The sequence below is a fragment of the Bacteroides galacturonicus genome (assembly GCF_003096855.1).
Classification (GTDB): Bacteria; Bacillota; Clostridia; order Lachnospirales; family Lachnospiraceae; genus Lachnospira; species Lachnospira rogosae.
On sequence record NZ_QEOA01000002.1, the window covers coordinates 45,629 to 70,305 of the forward strand.

Consider the following 24,677-nt stretch of genomic DNA (forward strand, 5'->3'; position numbering starts at 1 on the left):
AAAAATATATGATGTTAGCTCTTATAACAGCAAAACAGGTTATTGTATTATTTATATTAATATTTTCTGGATTTATATGTGTTAAGACAGGTGCAGTAAAGATAGAGGGAAGGAAAGCATTTTCTGATCTTCTGGTATATTTTGTTGTGCCTTGTATGATAATTAATTCTTATCTGACAGAATTTGATGACAATATTTTTAAGAATATATTGTACGCATTGGGATTAAGCATACTGCTTTTAGTTGTTGGATTTGCCATAACATTTTTATTATCTTTTAAGTTAAAGGGAGATAATGTGCCTATCGTAAGATTTGGCTGTATGTTTTCTAATGCAGCATATATGGGATTTCCTCTGATACAGGCTCTATTTGGAAGTGAGGGACTTATATATGCAAGTGCCTTTGTGACAGCATTCAATATTTTTTTATGGACACTTGGATATTCAATTGTAAGCAGAACCTTTGATTTAAAAGCAATTGTTAAAAAGATATTCACAACACCAGCTATAATATCAGTGTTTATTGGACTTTTAATATTTATTGCAGGAATTCCGCTTCCAGATATTATAAGTCAGCCAATAAGTTATGCGGCGGCTATTAACACGCCATTATCTATGTTTATTACAGGTATGATAATTGCGGCAAGCCCAATAAAGAATATGTTTAATAATAAGCTTGTATATTTTGCAATTATTGTCAGAATGTTCATTATACCTGTAGTGTGCATAGCTATTTTTAAAATATTTAATATCAGCGGAATGGTTGCTGATGTTGTAATTATTCTTGAGGCGTGTCCTTGTGCATCAATATCTTCTGTATTTGCGGTGCAATTCGGATATGATGAGGATGTTGCGGCGGCTATGGTGGTGCTTACTACATTTATAAGCATAATAACACTGCCGGCGGTGGCACTTATTATAACTACATTAATATAATGATACCAGGGGCAAAAGGATTAAAACTATGTGAGTTTGCTCATATTTTGGGGCTTTTGCCACAACATCATATAATTAATATGTGTTAAATTTTAATTAAACATTGTATTAACTTGGGGATAGCCATTTATTTTTTGTTAAATGTATGCTATTATACACAAGTATTTTATGATTATGAGAGTATAATAGAGGTTATTTATGAAGATACTATTTGTTTCGCTTGGCTGCGATAAGAATCTTGTTGATACTGAGAATATGCTTGGCATCTTAAAGAATAAGGGATTTGAGTTCACTGATGATGAATGGGAAGCTGATATTATAGCAATTAATACCTGCTGTTTTATAGGCGATGCCAAGCAGGAAAGTATTAATACAATACTTGAGATGGCAGAACATAAGAAAGATGCCAGATGTAAGGTGCTTGTAGTTGCAGGCTGTCTTGCACACAGATATCAGGATGAGATTATTAAGGAAATTCCGGAAGTAGATGCATTTGTTGGAACATCTTCTTATGATAAGATTGCTGATATGATTAATTCTGTACTTGAAGAAAAGGGCATATCTAATTTTGTTGAAGATGCGAACAGAATGCCAATGGTTGAAGCTGATAGAATTGTGACAACCCCGGGTTATTATGAGTATTTAAAGATTGCAGAGGGTTGTGATAAGCACTGTACTTACTGTGTAATACCTAAGGTAAGGGGAAGCTTTAGAAGCTTTCCTATTGAGTATCTTGTTAACCAGACTAAGAAGCTCGTTGAGGGCGGTGTTAAAGAGATTATACTTGTTGCACAGGAAACAACTCTTTATGGAGTTGATTTATATGGAAAGAAGTCGCTTCCTAAGCTTTTACATAATCTTGGCTTAATAGAAGGACTTGAATGGATAAGAATTCTTTACTGTTATCCGGAAGAGATTAATGATGAGCTTATAGAAGCTATTAAAAATGAGCCAAAGGTCTGTCATTATCTTGATATGCCTATACAGCACGCAAGCGACAATATTCTTAAGCGTATGGGTAGAAGAACTTCAAAGCAGGAGCTTACAGATATTGTTGCAAAGCTTAGAAGGGAGATTCCAGATATTGCCTTAAGAACTACACTTATTACAGGCTTTCCTGGTGAGACAGATGTGGATCACGAGGAAGTTATGCAGTTCATAGATGAGTGTGAGTTTGACAGATTAGGTGTATTTACATATTCAAGAGAAGAGGATACTGTAGCCGCACAGATGCCTGACCAGATTGATGAAGAGATTAAGGAAAAATACAGAGATGAGTTAATGCAGTTACAGCAGGAAATATCAGCAGACAGGTCAGCCGCTATGATTGGACGAATTGTGAGAGTTATGATTGAAGGCTTTATACCAGAAGATAATACATATGTTGGACGTTCATACAAAGATGCACCTAATGTTGATGGTCTTGTATTTGTTGAATGTGACAGAGAGCTTATGTCAGGTGATTTCATTGATGTTAAGATTACAGGCTCAACCGAATATGATCTTATTGGAACTATTGTTGAATAATTAACATCACAGATATTAATATGCACAATGCAGTAAGATTATATGCAGAAGTGTAGGAATGGAGAGTATTATGAATTTACCTAACAAATTAACAATTTTAAGAATGATTATGATTCCTGTATTTCTTGTTGTATTATATATACCGGGATTGGGAATGGCTGGAAATATAGCAGCTGCGGCAATATTTATACTTGCAAGCATTACAGATTTTCTTGATGGAAAGATTGCAAGAAAGTATAACCTTGTAACTAACTTTGGAAAGTTTATGGATCCACTTGCTGATAAGCTTTTAGTGTGTTCAGCACTTATTGCACTTGTTGATTTTGATAAAGTTGCTGCCTGGATTGTAATAATTATTATTGCAAGAGAATTTATAATAAGTGGTTTCAGGCTTATCGCGGCTGATAATGGTGTTGTTATTGCAGCAAGCTACTGGGGCAAGTTTAAGACAACTTTCCAGATGATAATGATAATTCTTCTTATATTAGACCTGAATTATCCATTTAGCGGGGTTGTTAATATGGTAGTCACATATATTGCCCTTATACTTACGGTTGTTTCACTTATTGATTATATTGTAAAGAATTATAAAATCTTTATAGAGGGTTCTAATAACTAGTTGATATTGATAAGCTGTTTTATGAAAAATTGATAAAGACAGATTAATTAATAAACTGAGGTGATTGTTAATTGCTGATTGATATGGAATAGCTATTCGATGTTTTTATGTGTTAAATGTTTATGTTTAATATTTGCAGATGATGGTTCGGGTGTATTGTGCATCCGAACCATTGTTGAATTATGAAGGGATTAATAAAAGGAGTCGAAACGAAATATGAAATTAGAGGAAGAAGTTGTTAAGAAATTAAAAGAGTGCAACTGCCTGCTGACAACTGCTGAGTCCTGCACAGGCGGTATGGTTGCATCTTCAATTGTAAATGTAAGCGGTGCATCAGAAATATTTCACGAAGGCTATATTACTTATTGCGATGAAGCTAAGCACAAAATACTTGGTGTCAGCAATGATACACTGCAACGATATAAAGCGGTGAGCAGTAATACAGCCTGTGAAATGGCAGACGGAGCATTAAAAGCCGCCAATGCGGATATAGCTGTATCAGTGACAGGCGTTGCAGGTCCGTCTATGGAAGACGATAAACCTGTAGGTCTTGTATATATTGGAATAGCACATAATTGCAGGAGCTATGCTAAAGAATTCAACTTTACAGGTGACAGGGAGACTGTACGTAAAAAAGCCTGTGAGGAAGCTCTGAATATGATACTGGAAGAATTGTCGCAGGTATAGGCTTGCAGGATATGATTGAAGTATAATTTGATATTATATTTAATATGATTTGAAGTACGATTTAAGATTATATTTAATATGATTTGAAGTGCGATTTAAAATAATATTTAATCTGTAATTTGAAATGATATAAATGTTATTATATCAATGAAAATATATTGATAAAATACTATTTATATCTTTACATAAAGGACGATATATGATAGGATATATGTATCCAATATGTTACATAGTAATAATAATTAAGACTTGGTCTAAGACTGCAATTATAATTTGAATTAGGTTGAATTGATTTGGATTAAGCTGAATTAGGTTGTAATTAGATTTTAAGTTAAGTTGACATTATATAATTGGCCTGGATTATGATTAACGTTTTGCAACGCTGTAATGTACTGGCTGGTATAGATTTCAGGTGAATATATACAGTGTTTAATTAAATTTACTATTTTTACAGAATGAATGTTCGAAAATCTATTGACAAATGACACAGTATATAATATTATCATTAAAGACGAACGAATGTTCATTGATATGGAGGTATTTATAATTGGTTAATAATGAAGATAAGATGAAAGCACTTGATGCTGCGATTTCTAATATTGAGAAACAGTTTGGTAAGGGTTCTGTAATGAAGCTTGGTGATTCAGCTACTAATATGAATGTTGAATGTATTCCGACAGGTTCATTAAGCCTTGATATAGCACTTGGTTTAGGTGGAGTGCCTAAGGGAAGAGTTGTTGAGATATATGGTCCTGAATCATCAGGTAAGACAACAGTAGCACTTCATATGGTTGCAGAAGTTCAGAAGCGTGGCGGTATAGCTGGATTTATAGATGCAGAGCACGCACTTGACCCTGTATATGCTAAGAATATAGGTGTAGATATTGATAATTTATATATATCACAGCCCGACAGTGGTGAGCAGGCACTTGAGATATGTGAGACAATGGTAAGATCTGGTGCTATTGATATCGTTATTGTCGATTCAGTAGCTGCACTTGTACCTAAGGCTGAGATTGATGGTGATATGGGTGATTCACATGTAGGTTTACAGGCAAGACTTATGTCACAGGCTTTAAGAAAGCTTACTCCTGTTGTAAGTAAGAATAATTGTGTTGTTATATTTATCAACCAGTTAAGAGAGAAAGTTGGAGTTATGTTCGGTAACCCAGAGACAACCACAGGTGGACGTGCACTTAAGTTCTATGCGTCTGTAAGACTAGATGTCCGTAAGATAGAGACATTAAAGTCTGGTGGAGAAGTTATTGGTAACCGTACAAGGGTTAAGATAGTTAAGAACAAGGTTGCACCTCCATTCAGGGAAGCGGAATTTGACATAATGTTTGGTAAAGGAATATCAACAGAGGGCGATTTAATTGATTTAGCTTCTAATGTGGGAATTGTACAGAAGAGTGGAGCTTGGTTTTCATATAATGGAGAGAAGATTGGACAGGGTAGAGAGAATGCTAAGCAGTTTCTTCTTAACAATCCGGAATTAAAGGATGAGATAGATAAGAAAGTTCGTGCCCATTATGGAATAGGTGAAGAAGCTGATACGGCAGAAGCAGAAGATACTAAAGCTAAGTCTAAGAAAAAGACTGGCGAGAAAGAGGCGGAAGAAGTAAATGTATAATGATGAAGTTTCTTCAGATATACAATATTTAGTCACTTCGATTGTCGATGTTAATAAACAACGCAGGAGAGTATTTGTTAATTACGAACCTGCGTTCGTTTTATATAACTCAGAGATAAGAAAGTATCAGATTAAAGTGGACAGTGTTATTATGTCCGATATTTACAATGAGATAATAACTATACTTACTAAAAGAGCTAAGATAAGGGCGATGGCTCTGCTTAAGAGCCACGATTATACAGAAGGCAGGCTAAGGGAGAAGCTACAGGCTAATGGTTATCCTAAGTGCTGTATTGATGAGACTGTAGCATATATATATTCATATGGTTATATTGATGACAGAAGATTTGCTGATAATTATATAATATCGAGGTCATCTTCTAAATCAAGGCGTGTGATTGAGACATCTTTGTTAAAGCTTGGTGTTTCTGCTGATATTATAAAAGAAGCCTGTGATGAATTTTATTGTGAGGAAGATGATTATGCAAAGGAGATTAATGTAATAATCGGACATATCAATAAAAAGATTAATTCAATTGATATTAAAGATTATAATCAATTACAGAAATTAAAAGCTTCACTTTACAGAAAGGGCTTTAGGCTTGATGATATCAATAAAGCACTTGATATGGTATGTGATACTAATGAGTATTAATAGGCCGGATAATATATGCAAGATAATGACAAGTTAGGTTGATGTAACCTTGACATAATGCCGTTTAGAGTATAATATTAGTATGTTGTATTTTTTGTACAATGAAAACTTAATAAGGAGGTGCTCCTGTGTCATTTATTCCGGCAGTTGTCACATTTTTTGTTACACTTGTGATAGTCGCACCTATTACCTGGGTTGTATCTAGTAAAGCCATCAATAAAAGCAATGATGAAAAGATTGGCAATGCGAACGAAAGAGCCAGAGAAATAATAGATGAAGCGTTGAAAGCGGCTGAGACTAAGAAGAAAGAGGCACTCTTAGAAGTTAAAGAAGAATCTTTAAAGACTAAGAATGAGCTTGAGAAAGAGACTAAGGAAAGACGTGCAGAAATTCAGAAGTACGAGAAGAGAGTCCTTTCTAAAGAAGAAACTCTTGACAGAAAGATTGAAGCAGTAGAGAAGCGTGACTTAGGTATTACCAGAAAAGAAGAAGAACTTGGTAAACAAAGACAGAAGGTTGACGAACTTGAAAAGAAAAGACAGCAGGAACTTGAAAGAATCTCTGGATTAACCTCCGAACAGGCAAAAGAATATCTATTAAAAACTGTTGAAGATGAAGTTAAACATGATACTGCTGTAATGGTTAAGACATTAGAAAGCAGGGCAAAAGAGGAAGCAGATAAAAAGGCAAAGGAATTAGTGGTTAATGCAATTCAAAGATGTGCCGCTGACCACGTTGCCGAGACAACTATATCAGTTGTACAGCTTCCTAATGATGAAATGAAAGGCCGCATTATTGGTAGAGAGGGTCGTAATATAAGAACTCTTGAAACACTTACTGGTGTAGAACTTATAATTGATGATACACCTGAGGCTGTAGTTTTATCAGGCTTTGATCCAATTAGAAGGGAGATTGCAAGAATCGCTCTTGAGAAGCTTATTCTTGATGGAAGGATTCATCCAGCAAGAATTGAGGAGATGGTTGAAAAAGCCCAGAAAGAAGTTGAAACATTAATTAAAGAAGAAGGTGAAGCTGCAACCCTTGAGGTTGGTGTCCATGGAATTCATCCTGAATTGGTTCGCTTACTTGGTAAGTTAAGATACAGAACCAGTTATGGTCAGAATGTATTAAAACATTCAATTGAAGTAGCTCAGATTACAGGATTGTTAGCCAGCGAATTAGGTCTTGATGTAAAGATGGCAAAGAGAGCTGGTTTATTACATGATATAGGTAAAGCTGTCGACCATGAAATGGAAGGCTCACATATTCAGTTGGGTGTTGACCTCTGTAGAAGATACAAGGAATCAGCACTTGTTATTAATGCGGTAGAAGCTCATCATGGTGACGTTGAACCAGAAAGTTTAATAGCCTGTCTTGTACAAGCTGCTGATACAATCTCAGCCGCAAGACCTGGTGCTAGAAGAGAGACGTTAGAAACTTACACAAACAGATTAAAACAATTAGAAGATATTACCAACTCATATAAGGGAGTTGAGAAGTCTTTTGCTATTCAGGCAGGTAGAGAGGTTCGAGTAATGGTTGTTCCTGAAGTGATTAGTGATTCAGATATGGTATTACTTGCAAGGGATATTTCTAAACAGATTGAAAATCAGATGGAATATCCAGGACAGATTAAAGTTAGTATTGTAAGAGAATCAAGAGCTGTTGATTACGCTAAGTAATTACGAACATATTTAAAGAACCAGAGAAGCTACCAAGAATTCAAAATTCTTGGCAGCTTCTTTTTTTATGTTTTGTATTAGTATTTACTATAATATTTCGTCTTATACTATTGTGTAGCCTTTTATTGATGTCAAATTGGTGAATAGACTAAATTACCTTTTGATTTTAAGTGTTAATATGCCAAAATTAAACATATGGCAGTTATATACAATAATTATTACAATGCTTATTGAAATGTAATTCTTAGTATAAAATTCAAAGACTGACTTAATAATATTAAGCTAACACTTAATTTTATTAATAAAATTCTTAAAAATGTCTAATTAATTAATATTTTTAATCAAAATTCATAAATATAATGTGAAAACTATTGCTAAAAAATCATCTTCATAGTATAGTATTTAAGACCTTTTAATTATGAAATGGAGGATTAATATGCAGTACAACGAAATGAGCAAAGAACAGTTATTACAGTTAAAGGCTGAACTTGATGAAAGATACAAGGAAGCAAAGGCTAAGGGACTTAACCTTAATATGTCAAGAGGTAAGCCATCAGCAACTCAGCTTAATGTAACAATGGATATGCTTGATGTAATCAATAGTTCATCTGACTTAAAGTCAGAGGACGGAACAGATTGTAGAAATTATGGTGTTCTTGATGGAATTCCTGAAGCTAAGAAGCTTATGGCAGATATGATGGGAACAACACCTGAACACGTTATTATATATGGTAATGCAAGTCTTAATATTATGTATGATCAGGTATCAAGAGCGTATACACACGGTATTCTTGGAAATACACCTTGGTGCAAGCTTGATAAAGTAAAGTGGCTCTGTCCAGTTCCAGGCTATGACAGACATTTTGCTATAACAGAAAGATTTGGAATTGAAATGATTAATATTCCAATGTCTGTTGATGGACCTGATATGGATATGATAGAGAAGCTTGTAAGCGAAGATGAGTCTATTAAGGGTATCTGGTGTGTACCTAAGTATTCAAATCCTCAAGGCTACACATACTCAGATGAGACAGTAAAGAGAATGGCAGCATTAAAGCCAGCAGCTAAGGACTTTAGAATATTCTGGGATAATGCGTATGTTATTCATCATCTTTATGATGACAAGCAGGATGAAATCCTTGATATTATTTCTGAATGTGAGAAAGCTGGAAATCCAGACATGGTATTTGAATTTGCCTCTACATCTAAGGTTACATTCCCAGGTTCAGGTGTGGCAGCACTTGCAACATCAAAGGATAATGTAGCTGATATTAAGAAGCAGATGACAATTCAGACAATTGGTCACGATAAGATTAACCAGTTAAGACACGTAAGATATTTCAAGAATGTTGCAGGTCTTAAGGAACATATGAAGAAGCACGCTGAATTTATGCGTCCAAAGTTTGAAGCTACTTTAAAGGTGCTTGAAGATGAACTTACAGGTCTTGGAATTGGTACCTGGTCAGAGCCAAGAGGAGGATACTTCATATCATTTGATGCTATGGAAGGCTGCGCTAAGGCAATAGTTGCAAAGTGTAAAGAAGCAGGTGTTATCCTTACAAACGCAGGTGCTACATTCCCTTATGGAAAAGATCCTAAGGACAGCAATATAAGAATTGCACCATCTTTCCCTACACCAGAGGAAATGTCTGAAGCAGCAGAATTATTTGTATTATGTACAAAATTAGTAAGTGTAGAAAAGCTTCTTGAGCAGAAGTAATTTAATAGAAGAACATTAATAAAATGTTGATAAAAATTAAAACTAAATCCTGAAAGGAGCAGGCAGTATGGCAAAGATAGGCTTTATTGGAATGGGTAATATGGGATATGCTATGCTTAAAGGTGTCCTTAATGTATTTGAACCATCAGATATTATATTTACCTGTCCAGACCTTGATAAATGTAAAAGGATAAGTGATGAAACAGGTGTCAAATATGCTGAGAGCAATGCAGAGTGTGCTAACAATGCCCAGTATATAGTATTAGCAGTTAAGCCACAGGTATATAGTGCTGTAATGAAGAATATAGTTAATGTCATAAGAGAAGACAGCGTTGTTATATCTATAGCACCTGGAATTACAATAGACTCTATTAAGGATAATCTTGGAATTAATACTAAGGTTGTAAGAGCAATGCCTAATACACCCGCTCTTGTCGGAGAAGGGATGACTGGCGTATCATACAATAAAGATGAATTTTCATTTGAACAGAGAGATGTTGTAGACAGATTTTTTAATTCATTTGGAAAGGTTGTCTATGTTGATGAGAAGCTTATGGATGTTATTGTATGTGCAAGTGGAAGTTCGCCAGCATATGTATATATGTTTATTGAAGCACTTGCTGATAGTGCTGTCAAATATGGAATTAAGAGAGATGATGCTTATAAATTAGTTGCACAGACAGTTCTTGGCTCAGCTAAGATGGTTCTTGAAACTAACGAGCATCCGGGAGTGTTAAAGGATAAAGTATGCTCACCGGGTGGTACAACAATAGCTGGTGTAGCAGCACTTGAAGAACACAATTTCCGTAATGCTGTCATAAAAGCCACAGATGCATGTTATGATAAGTGTCATAATATTAAATAATAAAAATGAGGATTCAATATGGAACATATAAAAAGAGTTGGCAGAGAGTTGATGTATAAAGGTTCAATGCTTGAATTTTATAAAGATACGATTGTTACACCAGACGGCAAGACAGTGTATTGGGATCATATTGAGCATAAGGGAGCTGCGGCTGTTGTTGCTGTTCGTGATGATGGCAGAATTATTATGGTAAGGCAGTTTCGTAATTCACCAGATAAAGAAACTCTTGAAATACCAGCAGGAGGAATTAATAAGGGTGAACCTGTCAAGACTGCGGCAATAAGAGAGTTGGAAGAAGAAACAGGGTATAAAGCTGACCCTGATAATGTAAGAAAGCTTATATCTATAATTACGGCAGTTGCTTTCTGCAATGAAAAGGTTGATATATATGTGGCTGATAAGCTTACAAAGTCAGTACAGCAGCTTGACGAAGAAGAATATATTAATGTTGAGTATTATACATTGCAGGAATTAAAAGATATGATTATGAACGGAATAATAGAAGATTCCAAGACAATATCTGCTATACTTGCATATGAGCAGACATTATAAATGAAGTAAATAAAGTAATTAAAACAATCAAATGATTAAATTCAATAATTAAATTCAATAATCAAAACATATTAAAAGAAATCCCGGCATATAAATAGCCTGACCTGATAAATAAGGAGGCGTTTATATGGCTGGGATTTTTTTAAAACGATACAGATATATGTTGGCAGTTATGGTGGGAGTTATTGCTGGGACACTGATAGCTAATTATGCAATAATAAATATAACGGATAAGGTTGGAGTACTGAATAATGATTTCAGATTATCTATTATTGATATGAAGGTAAATAATGTGGCGTTGTGGCAATATATTTTCAAAACGAGAATAAAAGAATTTGCACTTCTTATATTACTGCTTATTACACCTGTTGCAGTTCCGGCAGTATATATAATTTTCGGAATTATTGGAATGAGCGTTGGAATGGTTGTGAGCGTAAGTGTAATGAATATGGGGATAAAAGGAATGTTTGTATACATAGTGATGACATTTCCACATTATATAATATATGCCATTACTATATTCATACTAATATCCATATGGGAAACCAGCAGAGGGTCATATGTGAATATTAATATAAGGAAAATAGCAATGGCATTATTAGTCAGTTTTATATTATTGTTGGCAGGCACGTTGTGCGAAGCCTACGTAAATCCGGGGTGTCTGAAAATGTTACTTGAGCATATCAGCTATTGTGTATAATAACTTTTCAGATTCTTCCCAGCCAAGGCAAGGGTCTGTTATTGATTTGCCATATATACCTTCGCCGACTTTCTGGCAGCCAGGTTCAATATAACTTTCAATCATAACACCTTTAACAAGCTGTTTAACATCATTTGAATGATTGCGGCTGTGAATTACTTCTTTAGTAATTCTTATCTGTTCAGCATACATTTTGCCAGAGTTGCTGTGGTTAGCATCAACGATACAAGCTGGATTGAGTAAATCCTTAGTCTTATACATATTGGCAAGTCTTATTAAATCTTCATAATGGTAGTTAGGAATGTTCTGTCCGTGTTTGTTGACAGCACCTCTTAATATAGTGTGAGCCAGAGGATTACCAGGTGTTTCAACTTCCCAGTTTCTGTATATGAAAGACTGCTTTGCCTGAGCAGCGATTACAGAGTTAAGCATAACTGAGAAATCACCGCTTGTAGGGTTCTTCATACCAGCAGGAACGTCCATACCACTTACAGTAAGTCTGTGCTGCTGGTCTTCAACAGATCTTGCACCAACGGCAACATATGAGAGTACATCAGCAAGGAACCAGTAATTCTCAGGGTATAACATTTCATCGGCTGGCATAAGTTCTGTTTCTTCCATAACTCTTATGTGCATTTTTCTGATAGCAACAAGTCCAGCAAGAAGGTCAGGCTTTTTCTCTGGGTCAGGCTGGTGGAGCATACCTTTATAGCCAGTGCCTGTGGTTCTTGGCTTGTTAGTATATACTCTTGGAATGATTAGTACTTTGTCAGCAATCTTTTCCTGAACTTTTTTAAGTCTTAATGTATAGTCTAATACAGCGTCCTCGTTATCGGCAGAACAAGGTCCGATTATAGCAAGAAATTTATCTGACCTGCCAGTAATTACATCGGCAATTTCTTTATCTCGTTCTTTCTTTAATTCAGCAACCCTTTCAGGAACTGGAAAATCACGCTTGATATCCGTTGGTGTAGGAAGCTTTCGTATAAATTCAAAACTCATTATTATATCTCCTTGTATTATATTAATAACCGCAGGCAATAACTGCTGTCTGCATTCTTATTTTAAGAATTCTGCTAATAATAATAGCATAAATTACAGAAAAATGTTAGTATATAATCAAATACAATGTTACGAAACAGAAATTCACAAAAATGTAAAATAAAGCAGAGTGTTACAATTAAAAATCAATTGTTTGAGGAGTGATAGCTATGAGAATGTTTGATATAATATCCAAGAAAAAATATAATGAATCATTGTCAAAAGAAGAAATTGATTATGTTATTAATGAATATACCAATGGCACAATTCCGGATTATCAGATGTCGGCACTTCTTATGGCAATATATTTTAATGGAATGAATTATGAGGAAACAACCAATCTTACGCTTGCGATGGCACATAGCGGTGATATGATGGATTTGTCAGAGATAGGCGGCATTAATGTAGATAAACACAGCACAGGCGGTGTTGGTGATAAGACAACACTTATACTTGCACCAATGGTAGCTGCCTGTGGAGGCAAGGTTGCCAAGATGAGCGGACGTGGACTTGGCAATACTGGCGGAACAATTGATAAGCTAGAGAGCATTAAAGGCTTCAGGACTAAGTTAAGTGAAGAAGAATTTATTGATAATATTAAAGAGATAGGACTTGCACTTACAGGACAGACAGGCAATCTTGCTCCGGCAGATAAGAAGATATATGCTTTAAGGGACGTTACTGCCATTGTTGACAGCATACCGCTTATAGCAAGCAGTATAATGAGCAAAAAGATTGCCGCAGGTGCAGGGGCAATTGTGCTTGATGTTAAAGTCGGAAGCGGTGCATTTATGAAAAATATGCAGGATGCCGAGAAACTTGCAGAAGAGATGGTTAAGATAGGAAGTCTTGCTGGCAGAAACACAATAGCAGTAATATCAGATATGGATGAACCGCTGGGCCTTGCTGTAGGTAATGCACTGGAGGTTGCGGAAGCGGTAAAGACTTTAAAGAAAGAAGGCCCAGAAGACCTTATTAATCTCTGCCTTGAATTAGGCACACAGATGCTTATTGCTTCTAAAGTAGAAGAAAATGCAGACAAGGCACGAGGTATGTTACAGAATTCCATAGATGATGGAAGTGCATATAATAAATTCTTGGAATTCATTAAACGTCAGGGTGGGGATATAACTGTATTTGACGATTTAGATGAATTTACAGAATGTAATTATAAAATAGAGGTTAAAGCAGATAAAGAAGGCTATGTTCAAAGAATTGAGTCAGAACTTATAGGAGAAGCCTCGATGATATTAGGTGGCGGAAGAATGACAAAAGAAGATGTTATAGATTATTCTGTCGGCGTAAAGCTGTCAGCCAAGCGCGGAGATTATGTAAAATGTGGTGACTGCCTTGCCACAATCTATGCCGCCAATAAAGATAAAATATTAGAGGCAGAGGGCTTAATTATCAAAGCATTTGAAATATCAGAGGATATTGTAAAGACAAGTCCGCTTATTAAACGAATTATTAGTTGTAAAAATATATAAATAATGGTATTATATTATATAAAATGAGCTGGATGATATTATTGTAAGTTATCCATAATCATATTTGAACAAGAAAAGGAGACATAAAAATGGAAGTAAGACCAGGAGCAAATCCTGCTGATGTCAAGAACTATGACACAGACAGATTAAGACATGACTTTTTAATTCAGAATTTATTTGTAGCTGATGAGATTAAGACAATCTACAGCCAGATTGACAGAATTATAGTAGGAGCTGCTACACCAGTTAATAAGGAACTTGTTCTTGAAGCAGGTGCTGAACTTAGAGCTAAGTATTTCCTTGAAAGAAGAGAGATGGGTATCATTAACATCGGCGGTAACGGAACAGTTACAGTAGATGGCAAGGAATATAATTTCAAATATAAAGACGGTATGTACATAGGTATGGGTGCTAAGGATATCTCATTCAAGAGTGAAGACCCTAAGAACCCGGCTAAGTTCTATCTTAACAGTGCACCAGCACATAAGACATACCCAACAGTATTTATTGATCCAGCTAAGGACATTTTACCTGAGAATAAAAAGGAACTTGGATGTCTTGAGAGTGCTAACCATAGAACAATCAATAAGTATATCCTTCCAGGACAGGTTGAAAGCTGCCAGTTAGAGATGGGTATGACTTGCCTTGAACCAGGAAGCGTATGGAACACAATGCCATGTCATACACATGACAGAAGAATGGAAGTATATCTTTACTTTGAAGTTCCGGAAGATGCTGTTGTATTCCACTATATGGGTGTGCCAACAGAGACAAGACACATTGTTATGAGAAATGAAGAAGCTGTTATATCACCAAGTTGGTCAATTCACTCAGCTTCAGCTACTCACGCTTATACATTCATCTGGGGTATGGTTGGTGAGAACCAGGACTTCGATGATATGGATGATGTAGATATGAAGGATCTTAGATAATCAGAATGTCTTTATAATTGCTTAACAAGATTATTTTATTGTTATTGATTGATATATAAAGAGTAGCTGTATTATTATAGGTTACATACACATTATGCTGTTTAATATTAATGGCATAATCCATTATGATGGATGATTCTCATAGAGGTATGGAGTATATTGTGATATTCCATAAGCTCTGGAGTTCATTGATATAATATTAAGAGAAAAGGAGATTTTAAAATGTCAGTAAATTTTTCACTTGAAGGAAAAGTTGCTTTAGTTACAGGTGCTTCTTATGGTATCGGTTTTGCTATCGCTAGCGGAATGGCTAAGGCAGGTGCTACAATCGTATTTAACGATATTAAGCAGGAATTAGTAGATAAGGGATTAGCAGCTTACAAGGAAGCTGGTATCGATGCTCACGGTTATGTATGTGACGTAACTAACGAAGAGCAGGTTAACGCTATGGTTGCTCAGATTGCTAAGGATGTAGCTCCTATCGATATCCTTGTTAACAATGCTGGTATCATTAAGAGAATTCCAATGTGCGATATGACAGCTGCTGAATTCAGACAGGTTATCGACGTTGACCTTAATGCACCATTTATCGTATCTAAGGCAGTTATTCCATCAATGATCGAAAGAGGTCACGGTAAGATTATTAACATCTGCTCTATGATGTCAGAGTTAGGCCGTGAAACAGTATCAGCTTATGCTGCTGCTAAGGGTGGTCTTAAGATGCTTACAAGAAATATTTGTTCTGAGTATGGTCAGTACAATATCCAGTGTAATGGTATTGGACCTGGTTACATCGAGACACCTCAGACAGCTCCATTAAGAGAAAGACAGGCTGATGGTTCTAGACATCCATTCGATCAGTTCATCTGTGCTAAGACACCTGCTAACAGATGGTTAAAGCCAGAAGAATTAGCTGGTCCAGCTGTATTCCTTGCTTCAGAAGCTTCAGATGCCGTTAACGGACATATTCTTTATGTTGATGGTGGTATCCTTGCTTACATCGGAAAGCAGCCACAGTAATAAATAATATTACAAGCACGATGTGCGTGTATAGATAATGACAGAAGAGTCTGAAACAAGTTTGCTTGTTTCAGGCTCTTTTTGGTTTTGAACTTCAATAGGAATATATAGAAAGAATATTTCCCAAAATTCTTAAAATTCAACAAAAATTTGACTGTCAAAATATTCTTTCATATGATACAATTACTATAAAAGTTTTACAAATATGAGAGGAGAACATTTTAATGAAACTTGAAGTAAGAAACCTGACAAAGTCTTTTGAAGGTAATCAGGTTCTACACGGCATTTCTTTTGAAGTTGAAAGTGGCAGTGCACTTGGACTTCTTGGAAGAAATGGAGCAGGTAAGACAACTACGATAAGAATTATTATGGATGTCTTTAAAGCAGATGAGGGTGAGGTATATCTTGACGATGAGCCGTTTAACCCTAAGAAGCATCTTATAGGGTATCTGCCAGAAGAGAGAGGGTTATATCCCAAGAAGACAGTGCTTGAACAGATAGTATATCTTACAAGACTTAGAGGACTTTCCAAGAAAGAGGCAGTCAGTAATGCAAAGAAGTGGCTAAAGCGTCTTGAGATAGATGAGTATGCCAACAGAAAGTTAGAGACATTATCCAAGGGTAATCAGCAGAAAGTACAGCTTGCTTCAACACTTGCGTGTGAACCAGAGATAGTTATACTCGATGAGCCATTTAGCGGGCTTGATCCGGTGAATTCAAAGATACTTCAGGATGTTGTGACAGAAGTCATAAACGAAGGAAGAATAGTTATATTTTCAAGCCACCAGATGAGTTATGTAGAGGAGTTCTGTCGTGACATAGCGATAATAGATAAGGGAAATATAGCACTTGCAGGCAATCTTAAAGACATTAAGAGACAGTATGGCGAGAATCAGCTGGTTATATCAGATGTTAATATGGGGCTTGATGAGTTGTCACAGATTATAAAAGACAATGTGTCTGACATAATAACAGAGACTGGAAGAACAAGAGAGGAGATTATTGTAAGGAATATAAATGGCGTGTCAAGGGCGGATATTCTTAAAAGAATGATTGCGTGTGGTATAGAAATTGAGCATTTTGAAACTTATAAGCCATCTCTTAATGATATATTTGTATCTCTTGTAGGTGATGATATGGAAGACGACAAAGTGGTAGATTATAAGAATAATAGTAATGACGATAATAGTTATAATAGAGATATTGTTGATGAGTTACCGCAAGGCGAAATCAGTGAACATAAAAAGTCTGTTGAGGGAGGTGTACGCTGATGAAAAAGTTAGGTGTAGTTCTTCAATATGAGCTTATGACTTATATTAAGAATAAGTCGTATGTAATCAGTACGGTTGTTATAGCTGTTATAGCTGCTGCTATTATGTTTGTGCCAAGATTTATAGATATAAGTGCCATCACAGGAATTACTAATAGTACAGAACAGAATTCTGGTGATTCTGACAGCGATAAAGATAATGTTGATGGTAAGAGTGATTCTGATAAAGATAATAAAGCAGACAATAATAAAGATGTAATTCTTATATATGATGAGTCTGGAACATTTTCAGATATTCAGATAATTCAGGCAGCTTTTGATGATATGAAGGTTGAAAAAGTGTCATCAGAAAGTGAATTAAAGGATAAAGTGTCAGATGAAGAAGTCAAGGCAGGCTTTGTGGTTCACAGTCTTACAGATTATGAGTATATTGTATACAATAAGAGTATGACTGACAGCATTGATATGCAGTTTAATCAGGTACTTACAGCACTTAACCAGATGGTGTACTGCAGTATCCATAATCTTGATTATGAGCAGATAATAACGGCATTTAATCCAGAGATTAACAGTCAGACAGTTGTTCTTGGCAAGGATATGGGAAATAATTATTTTTATTGTTATGCACTCATTATCATTATATTTATGATAATAATATTCTATGGTGTTATGGTTGCGACATCAGTTACTCAGGAGAAGTCCAACAGGACTATAGAGGTGCTTGTAACAAGTGCTGATACTAAGATTTTATTTTTTGGAAAGGTGCTTGCTGGTACAATAGCTTCGTTATGTCAGGCTGGAATACTTATGCTTGCGATTGTCGGTGCATATAAGTTTAATCAGAGTGCGTGGGGCGGAATGTTAGATATGTTACTTGATATTCCTGCAAATGTACTTGTTACCTATGCGTTATTCGGACTTGGCGGTGTGCTTTTCTATACATTTATATATGGAGCATTTGGTGCACTTGTTTCTAAGACAGAGGATATTAATAAGAGTGCCGGAAGCATACAGATGGTTATTATGATTGTATACTTTATTACTCTTTTTCAGCTTATGAATATAGATGGTATTGCTATGAAGGTATTGTCATATCTGCCAATCAGTTCATACAGTGCGATGTTTGCCCGTGTTGCAATGGGAAATGTAGCTGTTTGGGAAGTTGTTGTTTCATTTATAATACTTGTAGCAAGCATTATAGGTGTTGGTATGATAGGTTCATCAATATACAGAATGGGAACGCTTAGATATGGCAATCCAATTAAGATAACTACAGCAATAAAGAGCCTTCGCAAGCAGAAGAATAAATAATCTGATTATTTTATACAAGAAATAATTAATACCTCCAGATATTCATGTCATATCTGGAGGTATTATTATACATAAAACAATATGTGAGATAATCAGGGCTGCATACAGGTATTGATATAATGGCTTAACATATTGTAAATATAACTATAACTTTATAGTTTCTCCACCTGGTATCTCAACGACACGGACATTATTAACAGCAACCCAGACAGAACAGGCACTTGGGTTATAGATATATTCATTATCAGCGAATATCTGAAGCCTGTCAAAGGCTTCGTTGTAATCTACGATTTCGATATTAGTAGCATACCATATATCATCACGGTGACCAATCATTTCACAGAATTCTTCCATAACTTCCCAATTGTTATTACGTTCAAATTCAAAGCTGTGTCCCCATACATACATCATATATAGGTACTGCTTTTTAGTAAGCTTCATAAAACGCTTGCCAAACTCAACAAGATTATGATTGTGGTGGCAGGTTGGTATCCAGTTCATATAATCTGTTGGCATAGAAAAGCCATTTTCATCACCAAGAAGAATAGGACCTTCACAATCGTTGGCATATTCGAGTGCTGATTTGACAACAGCGTACTGGTCAGTGGCTGGTCGTATATATTTAATGCCAAGGTCAGCAGCAATAGAAGTAATAAGCTTGTTGCCGGCTCCATTAGGAAGAGCCATTCCTCTTACGGGTTTATGTATTATTTTCTCAATATTAGTCTTATCTTCAAGAATTTCCCTTGCTATCTCATAGCTACCACATCTGTTCATAGTAGGGTGTGTGCATGTATGAAGGGCTATTTCATGATTGTCATATAAATCATTCCATTCGCTTGCAGGCAGTCTGATTGGCATATCTGTTAACCCTGAATTGACATTGAAGGTAGCACGTATGCCGTTCTTGTTAAATATATCAACTAGTCTTTTATCTTCAAGCTTGCCGTCATCGTAGCTTAATGTTAATACCTTGAATTTACCTCCTGGAAAGCATTTGTATATTCTGTTCATAATAATCCTCCATTCTTGTATATATTAACATAATGTATACAATCTCATATTTTATAATTATACTATATTAACATTAGTGTGTCATTATTTTGTTAATCAAATACACAAAAAATACAATAATAAATTATAATTTCTTGACTTTTTGTGTTATTTTACTAATAAATGAAACTTTTTTTATGTTTTCATTACAATATATATTGTATCTTTGAATTTCCTTATCATTAATGTTAACACATACATTTCCAATAATACACTCGTTATTAACCGGTGCAGTAATGCTTGATGGAATGTTGTACACGACTTCTACATTATCATTATCGCTTATGCAGGCAGACAGTTTTTTATCAAATAGTATATCAATGGAACTTTTAGAGCCATTTTTAATCTTTATATTAAAGACTTTAGGGCAGATAAGTATGTCCTGATTTGTATAGCTGGCTCTGGTGTAGTCAAGAAGACGTTTTGCATCAGACCATTTATAAGTCTTGTTGTCAGGCCAGCCACAGGCAAGCAGGGCAACGATAAATGTCCTGTCGTTATCCCTATAGGCACATACATAGCAGTAGCCGGCATCGCCAGTAAAGCCCGTCTTGCCGGATATAATGTTATCATACATATTAAGAAAAGCATTGGCATTGCTTACAGAATATTTTCTGCCGGAAAGACTTGTAAAACTGTAATCGTGTGTCTGTGTTATAGAAAGGAAATGTTCGTTTTTAATGCAGTAGGACATAACAACTGCCAATTCATAGGCTGTTGTCGAGTGAATGCCTGCATCATCAGAAGCATCAAGACCATTAGGCGTTATATAATGCGTGCTATTACAGCCAAGACTGGTGGCTTTTCTATTCATTAAATTAGTAAATACCAGCACAAGTGCTTTGCTTTGTTCTTTGGATATATTCTCAATAAAATGTGAGTTATAAGAGTAGTCATTTATAAAAGAAATGTCAAAGGTAAGTTCGTTGCGTTCTTTATCGGTTAAAGAACAGATATAATAGTAGGCGGTATTTTCTGCAATTATAACGGCGGTATCATTATGGGAACGAAGCATAAGGGAATAGTACAGGTCTTTTATTGAAAACTGTTCGCCTTTTACAGCATTAAGTTGTACATCTGGCATAGAAGCCGCATATGCAGAAGTGGTGGCAATATAATCATCAGGACATATCTCAAGGGCGGTTATTAATGTCATAATCTTGGTGGTGCTTGCCATAGGTGCTTTGGTGTCAGCATTTTTACCATATAGAAGCCTGTTAGTATCGGCATCTATTACTGCTGCAAATCTGGCGTGTATTTCATTATCTTTCAGAGATGAGTCGTTTTCTTTAGCATTTACACGATTAAATGGAGTTAAGACGATTGAAATAATCAGACATATTAAAATTATGAATTTTAATGGCTGTATAAGCTTTTGAAAAAAATAAGTAACTGCTGATAGCATAAATAAGAAACCCGGTTATTATAATTAATAAATTATACACTTTTGTTTTGCTATTATACCTAAAATGAGTTATTATATATTTACTACATAAATAATCATATTAATTTACAGAGGTGCGTATGAGCTACATAGAATTTGATGATGTAAAGAAGATTTATAAAATGGGTGATGTAAAGATAAAAGCACTTAACGGTGCAAGCTTTACGATAGATAAGGGAGAGTTTGCAGTTATAGCAGGTGCGAGTGGTGCAGGTAAGAGTACAATACTTAATCTTATGGGCGGTATGGATACAGCTACGACAGGAAAGATTATTGTAGATAAAGAGAATGTGTCAAAGTTCACAGCTAAGAGGCTTACAACATACAGAAGATATGATATAGGATTTGTATTCCAGTTCTATAATCTTGTACAAAATCTTACTGTAAGGGAAAATGTTGAGCTTGCAACACAGATATGTAAGAATCCGCTTGATGTTGATGAGGTTATAGAAGCAGTGGGACTTAAGGAAAGAAGTTCTAACTTTCCGGCACAGTTATCAGGTGGTGAACAGCAGAGAGTTGCAATAGCAAGAGCGTTGGCCAAAAATCCAAAGCTTCTGTTATGCGATGAACCTACGGGAGCACTTGATTATAATACAGGCAAGCAGATATTAAAGCTGTTGCAGGATACATGCCGTGAAAGAGGTGTTACAGTTGTAGTTATAACACATAATCTTGCACTGACAGCTATGGGCGATAAGGTTATCAAAGTGAAAAATGGAGTAGTTGACAGTGTGACTGTCAATGAAAATCCGCTTCCAATAGAGCAGATAGAATGGTAGTTAATATGGAAAGGCGGAATTAACATAATGGGAAAGTCGGTATTTAAAGATTTAATAAGAGAGATAAAAGGTTCGCTTGGAAGATTTATTTCAATAATGGCAATCACAGCCATAGGAGCTGCATTTTTTGCCGGAGTCACAGCATCTTCGGGCGATATGAAGCGTTCGTCAGATAACTATTATGATGAATATAATATGAATGATATAAGAATAATATCATCTATAGGGCTTACAGATGATGATTTGCAGGTAATTGCAAAAGCGCAGGGAGTAAAGGCAGTATATGGTGCCAACAGCAAAGATGTGCTCATCAATTATGATGATAAAGAGTCAGTTGCGCATGTTTTAAGTATTCCTCTTAATGCAGATGATAATGATGACAGCTATATTAACAGACTTCGCATTAAAGAGGGAAGACTGCCACAGAATGATAAAGAATGTGTTGTGAAGTACGAGTCTACAAGGGAAGCTGTCAAAGTGGGCGATGTATTAAAATTTAAGTCTGGAACTTCTGATGATATTAACGATACATTTAAGGATACTGAATATACAGTTGTTGGAGTAGTATATTCGCCTTGCTTCGTTTCTTATGATTTAGGTTCGTCTGATATTGGTAACGGCAATATCAGCTATTGTGTATATGTTGGAGATGATGAATTTAAGAATGATTATTATACAGAAGCTTACGCTGTAGTAGACGGAGCAAAAGAGCTTGATACATATTCTGATGAATATGATAAAAAGGTTGAAAATGTACAGAACAGAATTAAGAATATAGCAGCAGGACAGCTTGATAACAGAAAGAAGGATATAAAAGAAGAATTTGCCAAAGCCAAGGAAGATAAGAAACAGGAACTGCTTGATACAATAAGACAGAAGGTAACAGAGTCTATTACGAAGCAGTATCAGGAATATTATCCGGGATATGATGTGTCTTCAATGATAGCACCTTATATTGAACCAGCGTATATTAAAGCAGTTCAAGAGTTTGACTTTGATGCGGTATATGCAAAGTATGATGAGCAGATGAATGAAACTTTGAATAACTCTGACGACTGGGAATGGTATGTGCTTACAAGACAGTCGCAATATTCGTATAGGGATTATGAGTCGAGTGCTGACAGAATGAAAGCTATAGCTACAGTATTCCCATTGTTCTTTATAATTGTTGCAGGTCTTGTGTGTCTTACAACAATGACAAGAATGGTAGAAGAACAGAGAAGTTTAATCGGAACATACAAGGCTTTAGGTTATGGAAAAGGTACTATAGTATTCAAGTTCGTTGCCTATGCCTTTATAGCTTCCTTTGCTGGAAGTGTAATAGGCTGTATTGTTGGTTTAAAGCTGTTTCCGTATATAATATATAATTCGTGGAACATAATATACCAGATGCCGCATATAACTTATGCAAGCCATACATTATTATCTGTGGCAGTTATTATCTGTCTTGTAGCGGTAACATTTCTTGCGGCATTCTATTCGTGTTACAATGATCTTTCAGAAGTGCCGGCTATACTTATGAGACCTAAAGCTCCTAAGAGTGGAAGAAAGATATTGTTAGAGCATACATTTATATGGAAGCATCTTTCATTTACAAGGAAGGTTACTATGCGTAATATATTCCTGTATAAGAAAAGATTTTTTATGACAGTAATCGGAATCGCAGGATGTACAGCGTTGACAACGGCAGGTTTTGGAATTAAGGACAGTATACAGTGTGTTATTGATAACCAGTATGAACAGATACTGCATTATGATAATGTAATTACATTTAAGAGTGATGTTGAAAGTGAAGAAATTAACAATATAATATCATCTATAAATAAAGATGAATATTATAAAGAATACACTACAGATTATGGATATACTGCTGATGTGAAAGCATTAGGTGGTGGTGACAGTTATTCAACTGAGATAACTGTTGTGGATGATACAGATAAGTATAGTGATTTTGTTACATTCAGGACAAGAAAGAAGCATAACCAGTTAGAGCTTAATGATGACGGTGTTATTATATCTGAAAAGCTTGCAAAGGATCTGAAGGTTTCTGTTGGTGATAATATTACTATATGTGATATTAATGATAGGCAGGCGGCAGTTAAGGTGACTGGAATTATGGAAATATATATTAATAATTATATTTTTATGACATCAGGTTATTTCAATGACACATTTGGCTATACACCAGATAATAACAGAGTATTAGGTATACTTAGTGATGACAGCGATAATGTTCAGGCAGTTATCGGAGAACGATATTTGTCTAATTCAGCAGTTAAGTCGCTTACATTCTTAAAGGTTAATATGTCAAGATTTGAGAATATGATACAGTCCCTGGATCTTGTTACATGGGTGCTTATAATATCTGCAGGTATGCTGGCGTTTGTTGTATTGTATAATCTTACTAATGTTAATATATCTGAGCGAATAAGGGAGATTGCGACAATAAAAGTTCTTGGCTTTTATGATAATGAAGTTGGAGAGTATATATACAGGGAGAATATCATACTTACACTTATAGGCGGTCTTGCAGGACTTTTATTAGGAAGAGCACTTCATACATACATAATGACAACAATAGAATTAGACGGAGTAATGTTTGGAACAAGAATTAATTTAAGTTCATTCCTGTTATCATATGGAATTACATTAATTTTTTCATTGATTATTAATGCAATTATGTATCCGTCACTTAAGAAAATTCCAATGGTGGAATCTTTAAAGTCAATAGAATAATTCGTGATTGCTGATAAAGGATTTAA

At 35.4% G+C, this 24,677-nt stretch carries 21 protein-coding genes; 18 read left to right on the forward strand and 3 right to left on the reverse strand.

Going from position 1 to position 24,677, the window contains the following annotated elements; translation table 11 throughout:
* Positions 1-8 precede the first annotated feature (8 nt).
* From C7390_RS00220 to C7390_RS00270, 11 genes are all read left to right on the forward strand, one after another.
* Positions 9-935 carry an AEC family transporter gene (locus C7390_RS00220; RefSeq protein ID WP_055174934.1) on the forward strand — a complete coding sequence of 309 codons (927 nt, stop codon included), beginning with the start codon at positions 9-11 and terminating at the stop codon, positions 933-935.
* 198 nt (positions 936-1,133) lie between these two features.
* Positions 1,134-2,462, forward strand: coding sequence for a 30S ribosomal protein S12 methylthiotransferase RimO (gene rimO, locus C7390_RS00225; protein ID WP_022503149.1), 1,329 nt, complete (start codon positions 1,134-1,136; stop codon positions 2,460-2,462).
* 70 nt (positions 2,463-2,532) lie between these two features.
* Positions 2,533-3,081, forward strand: coding sequence for a CDP-diacylglycerol--glycerol-3-phosphate 3-phosphatidyltransferase (pgsA, locus tag C7390_RS00230; protein ID WP_022503150.1), 549 nt, complete (start codon positions 2,533-2,535; stop codon positions 3,079-3,081).
* Positions 3,082-3,297: 216 nt separating this feature from the next.
* Positions 3,298-3,768: a CinA family protein gene (locus C7390_RS00235; RefSeq protein ID WP_022503151.1), complete on the forward strand. Its 471-nt coding sequence runs from the start codon at positions 3,298-3,300 to the stop codon at positions 3,766-3,768.
* Between the two features lie 568 nt (positions 3,769-4,336).
* Entirely contained in the window at positions 4,337-5,401 is a 1,065-nt protein-coding gene (recA, locus tag C7390_RS00240) for a recombinase RecA (RefSeq protein WP_055175080.1), read from the forward strand.
* Entirely contained in the window at positions 5,394-6,056 is a 663-nt protein-coding gene (locus tag C7390_RS00245; protein WP_055306638.1) for a regulatory protein RecX, read from the forward strand. The genes recA and C7390_RS00245 overlap by 8 nt, the downstream gene beginning before the upstream one ends.
* Positions 6,057-6,184: 128 nt before the next feature.
* Positions 6,185-7,738, forward strand: coding sequence for a ribonuclease Y (gene rny, locus C7390_RS00250; RefSeq protein ID WP_022503154.1), 1,554 nt, complete (start codon positions 6,185-6,187; stop codon positions 7,736-7,738).
* A 436-nt stretch (positions 7,739-8,174) separates the two neighbouring features.
* Positions 8,175-9,458 (forward strand): aminotransferase class I/II-fold pyridoxal phosphate-dependent enzyme, encoded by a 1,284-nt coding sequence (locus C7390_RS00255; RefSeq protein ID WP_055174895.1) that lies wholly within the window; start codon positions 8,175-8,177, stop codon positions 9,456-9,458.
* Between the two features lie 67 nt (positions 9,459-9,525).
* A complete protein-coding gene (gene proC, locus C7390_RS00260) occupies positions 9,526-10,323 on the forward strand; it encodes a pyrroline-5-carboxylate reductase (RefSeq protein WP_022503155.1) in 798 nt (265 codons plus the stop codon).
* An 18-nt stretch (positions 10,324-10,341) separates the two neighbouring features.
* On the forward strand, positions 10,342-10,875 hold the full coding sequence (locus C7390_RS00265; RefSeq protein WP_022503156.1) for an NUDIX hydrolase: 534 nt from the start codon (positions 10,342-10,344) through the stop codon (positions 10,873-10,875).
* Positions 10,876-11,002: 127 nt separating this feature from the next.
* Positions 11,003-11,575: a stage II sporulation protein M gene (locus tag C7390_RS00270; protein ID WP_022503157.1), complete on the forward strand. Its 573-nt coding sequence runs from the start codon at positions 11,003-11,005 to the stop codon at positions 11,573-11,575.
* Here C7390_RS00270 and C7390_RS00275 read toward each other — a convergent pair.
* Positions 11,546-12,577: a 3-deoxy-7-phosphoheptulonate synthase gene (locus C7390_RS00275; protein WP_022503158.1), complete on the reverse strand. Its 1,032-nt coding sequence runs from the start codon at positions 12,575-12,577 to the stop codon at positions 11,546-11,548. The genes C7390_RS00270 and C7390_RS00275 overlap by 30 nt on opposite strands.
* Before the next feature lie 209 nt (positions 12,578-12,786).
* On the opposite strand from C7390_RS00275, the gene C7390_RS00280 reads away from it, so the two are divergent.
* From C7390_RS00280 to C7390_RS00300, 5 genes are all read left to right on the forward strand, one after another.
* Entirely contained in the window at positions 12,787-14,103 is a 1,317-nt protein-coding gene (locus C7390_RS00280) for a pyrimidine-nucleoside phosphorylase (RefSeq protein ID WP_055306637.1), read from the forward strand.
* Between the two features lie 89 nt (positions 14,104-14,192).
* Complete coding sequence (gene kduI, locus C7390_RS00285) at positions 14,193-15,035, forward strand: 5-dehydro-4-deoxy-D-glucuronate isomerase (protein ID WP_116443383.1); 843 nt, start codon at positions 14,193-14,195, stop codon at positions 15,033-15,035.
* A gap of 222 nt (positions 15,036-15,257) precedes the next feature.
* Positions 15,258-16,055, forward strand: a complete 798-nt coding sequence (locus tag C7390_RS00290; RefSeq protein WP_055174880.1) for a gluconate 5-dehydrogenase — start codon at positions 15,258-15,260, stop codon at positions 16,053-16,055.
* 224 nt (positions 16,056-16,279) lie between these two features.
* A complete protein-coding gene (locus C7390_RS00295) occupies positions 16,280-17,326 on the forward strand; it encodes an ABC transporter ATP-binding protein (RefSeq protein WP_116443384.1) in 1,047 nt (348 codons plus the stop codon).
* Entirely contained in the window at positions 17,326-18,636 is a 1,311-nt protein-coding gene (locus C7390_RS00300; RefSeq protein WP_022503162.1) for an ABC transporter permease, read from the forward strand. Before C7390_RS00295 ends, C7390_RS00300 begins: the two co-directional genes overlap by 1 nt.
* Before the next feature lie 144 nt (positions 18,637-18,780).
* Here C7390_RS00300 and C7390_RS00305 read toward each other — a convergent pair whose 3' ends face one another.
* Entirely contained in the window at positions 18,781-19,650 is an 870-nt protein-coding gene (locus C7390_RS00305; RefSeq protein WP_055174874.1) for a polysaccharide deacetylase family protein, read from the reverse strand.
* Between the two features lie 124 nt (positions 19,651-19,774).
* Positions 19,775-21,094: a D-alanyl-D-alanine carboxypeptidase family protein gene (locus tag C7390_RS00310; protein ID WP_116443385.1), complete on the reverse strand. Its 1,320-nt coding sequence runs from the start codon at positions 21,092-21,094 to the stop codon at positions 19,775-19,777.
* A gap of 119 nt (positions 21,095-21,213) precedes the next feature.
* On the opposite strand from C7390_RS00310, the gene C7390_RS00315 reads away from it, so the two are divergent.
* Complete coding sequence (locus C7390_RS00315; protein WP_022503165.1) at positions 21,214-21,915, forward strand: ABC transporter ATP-binding protein; 702 nt, start codon at positions 21,214-21,216, stop codon at positions 21,913-21,915.
* A gap of 27 nt (positions 21,916-21,942) precedes the next feature.
* Positions 21,943-24,651 (forward strand): ABC transporter permease, encoded by a 2,709-nt coding sequence (locus C7390_RS00320; protein WP_116443386.1) that lies wholly within the window; start codon positions 21,943-21,945, stop codon positions 24,649-24,651.
* Positions 24,652-24,677 lie beyond the last annotated feature (26 nt).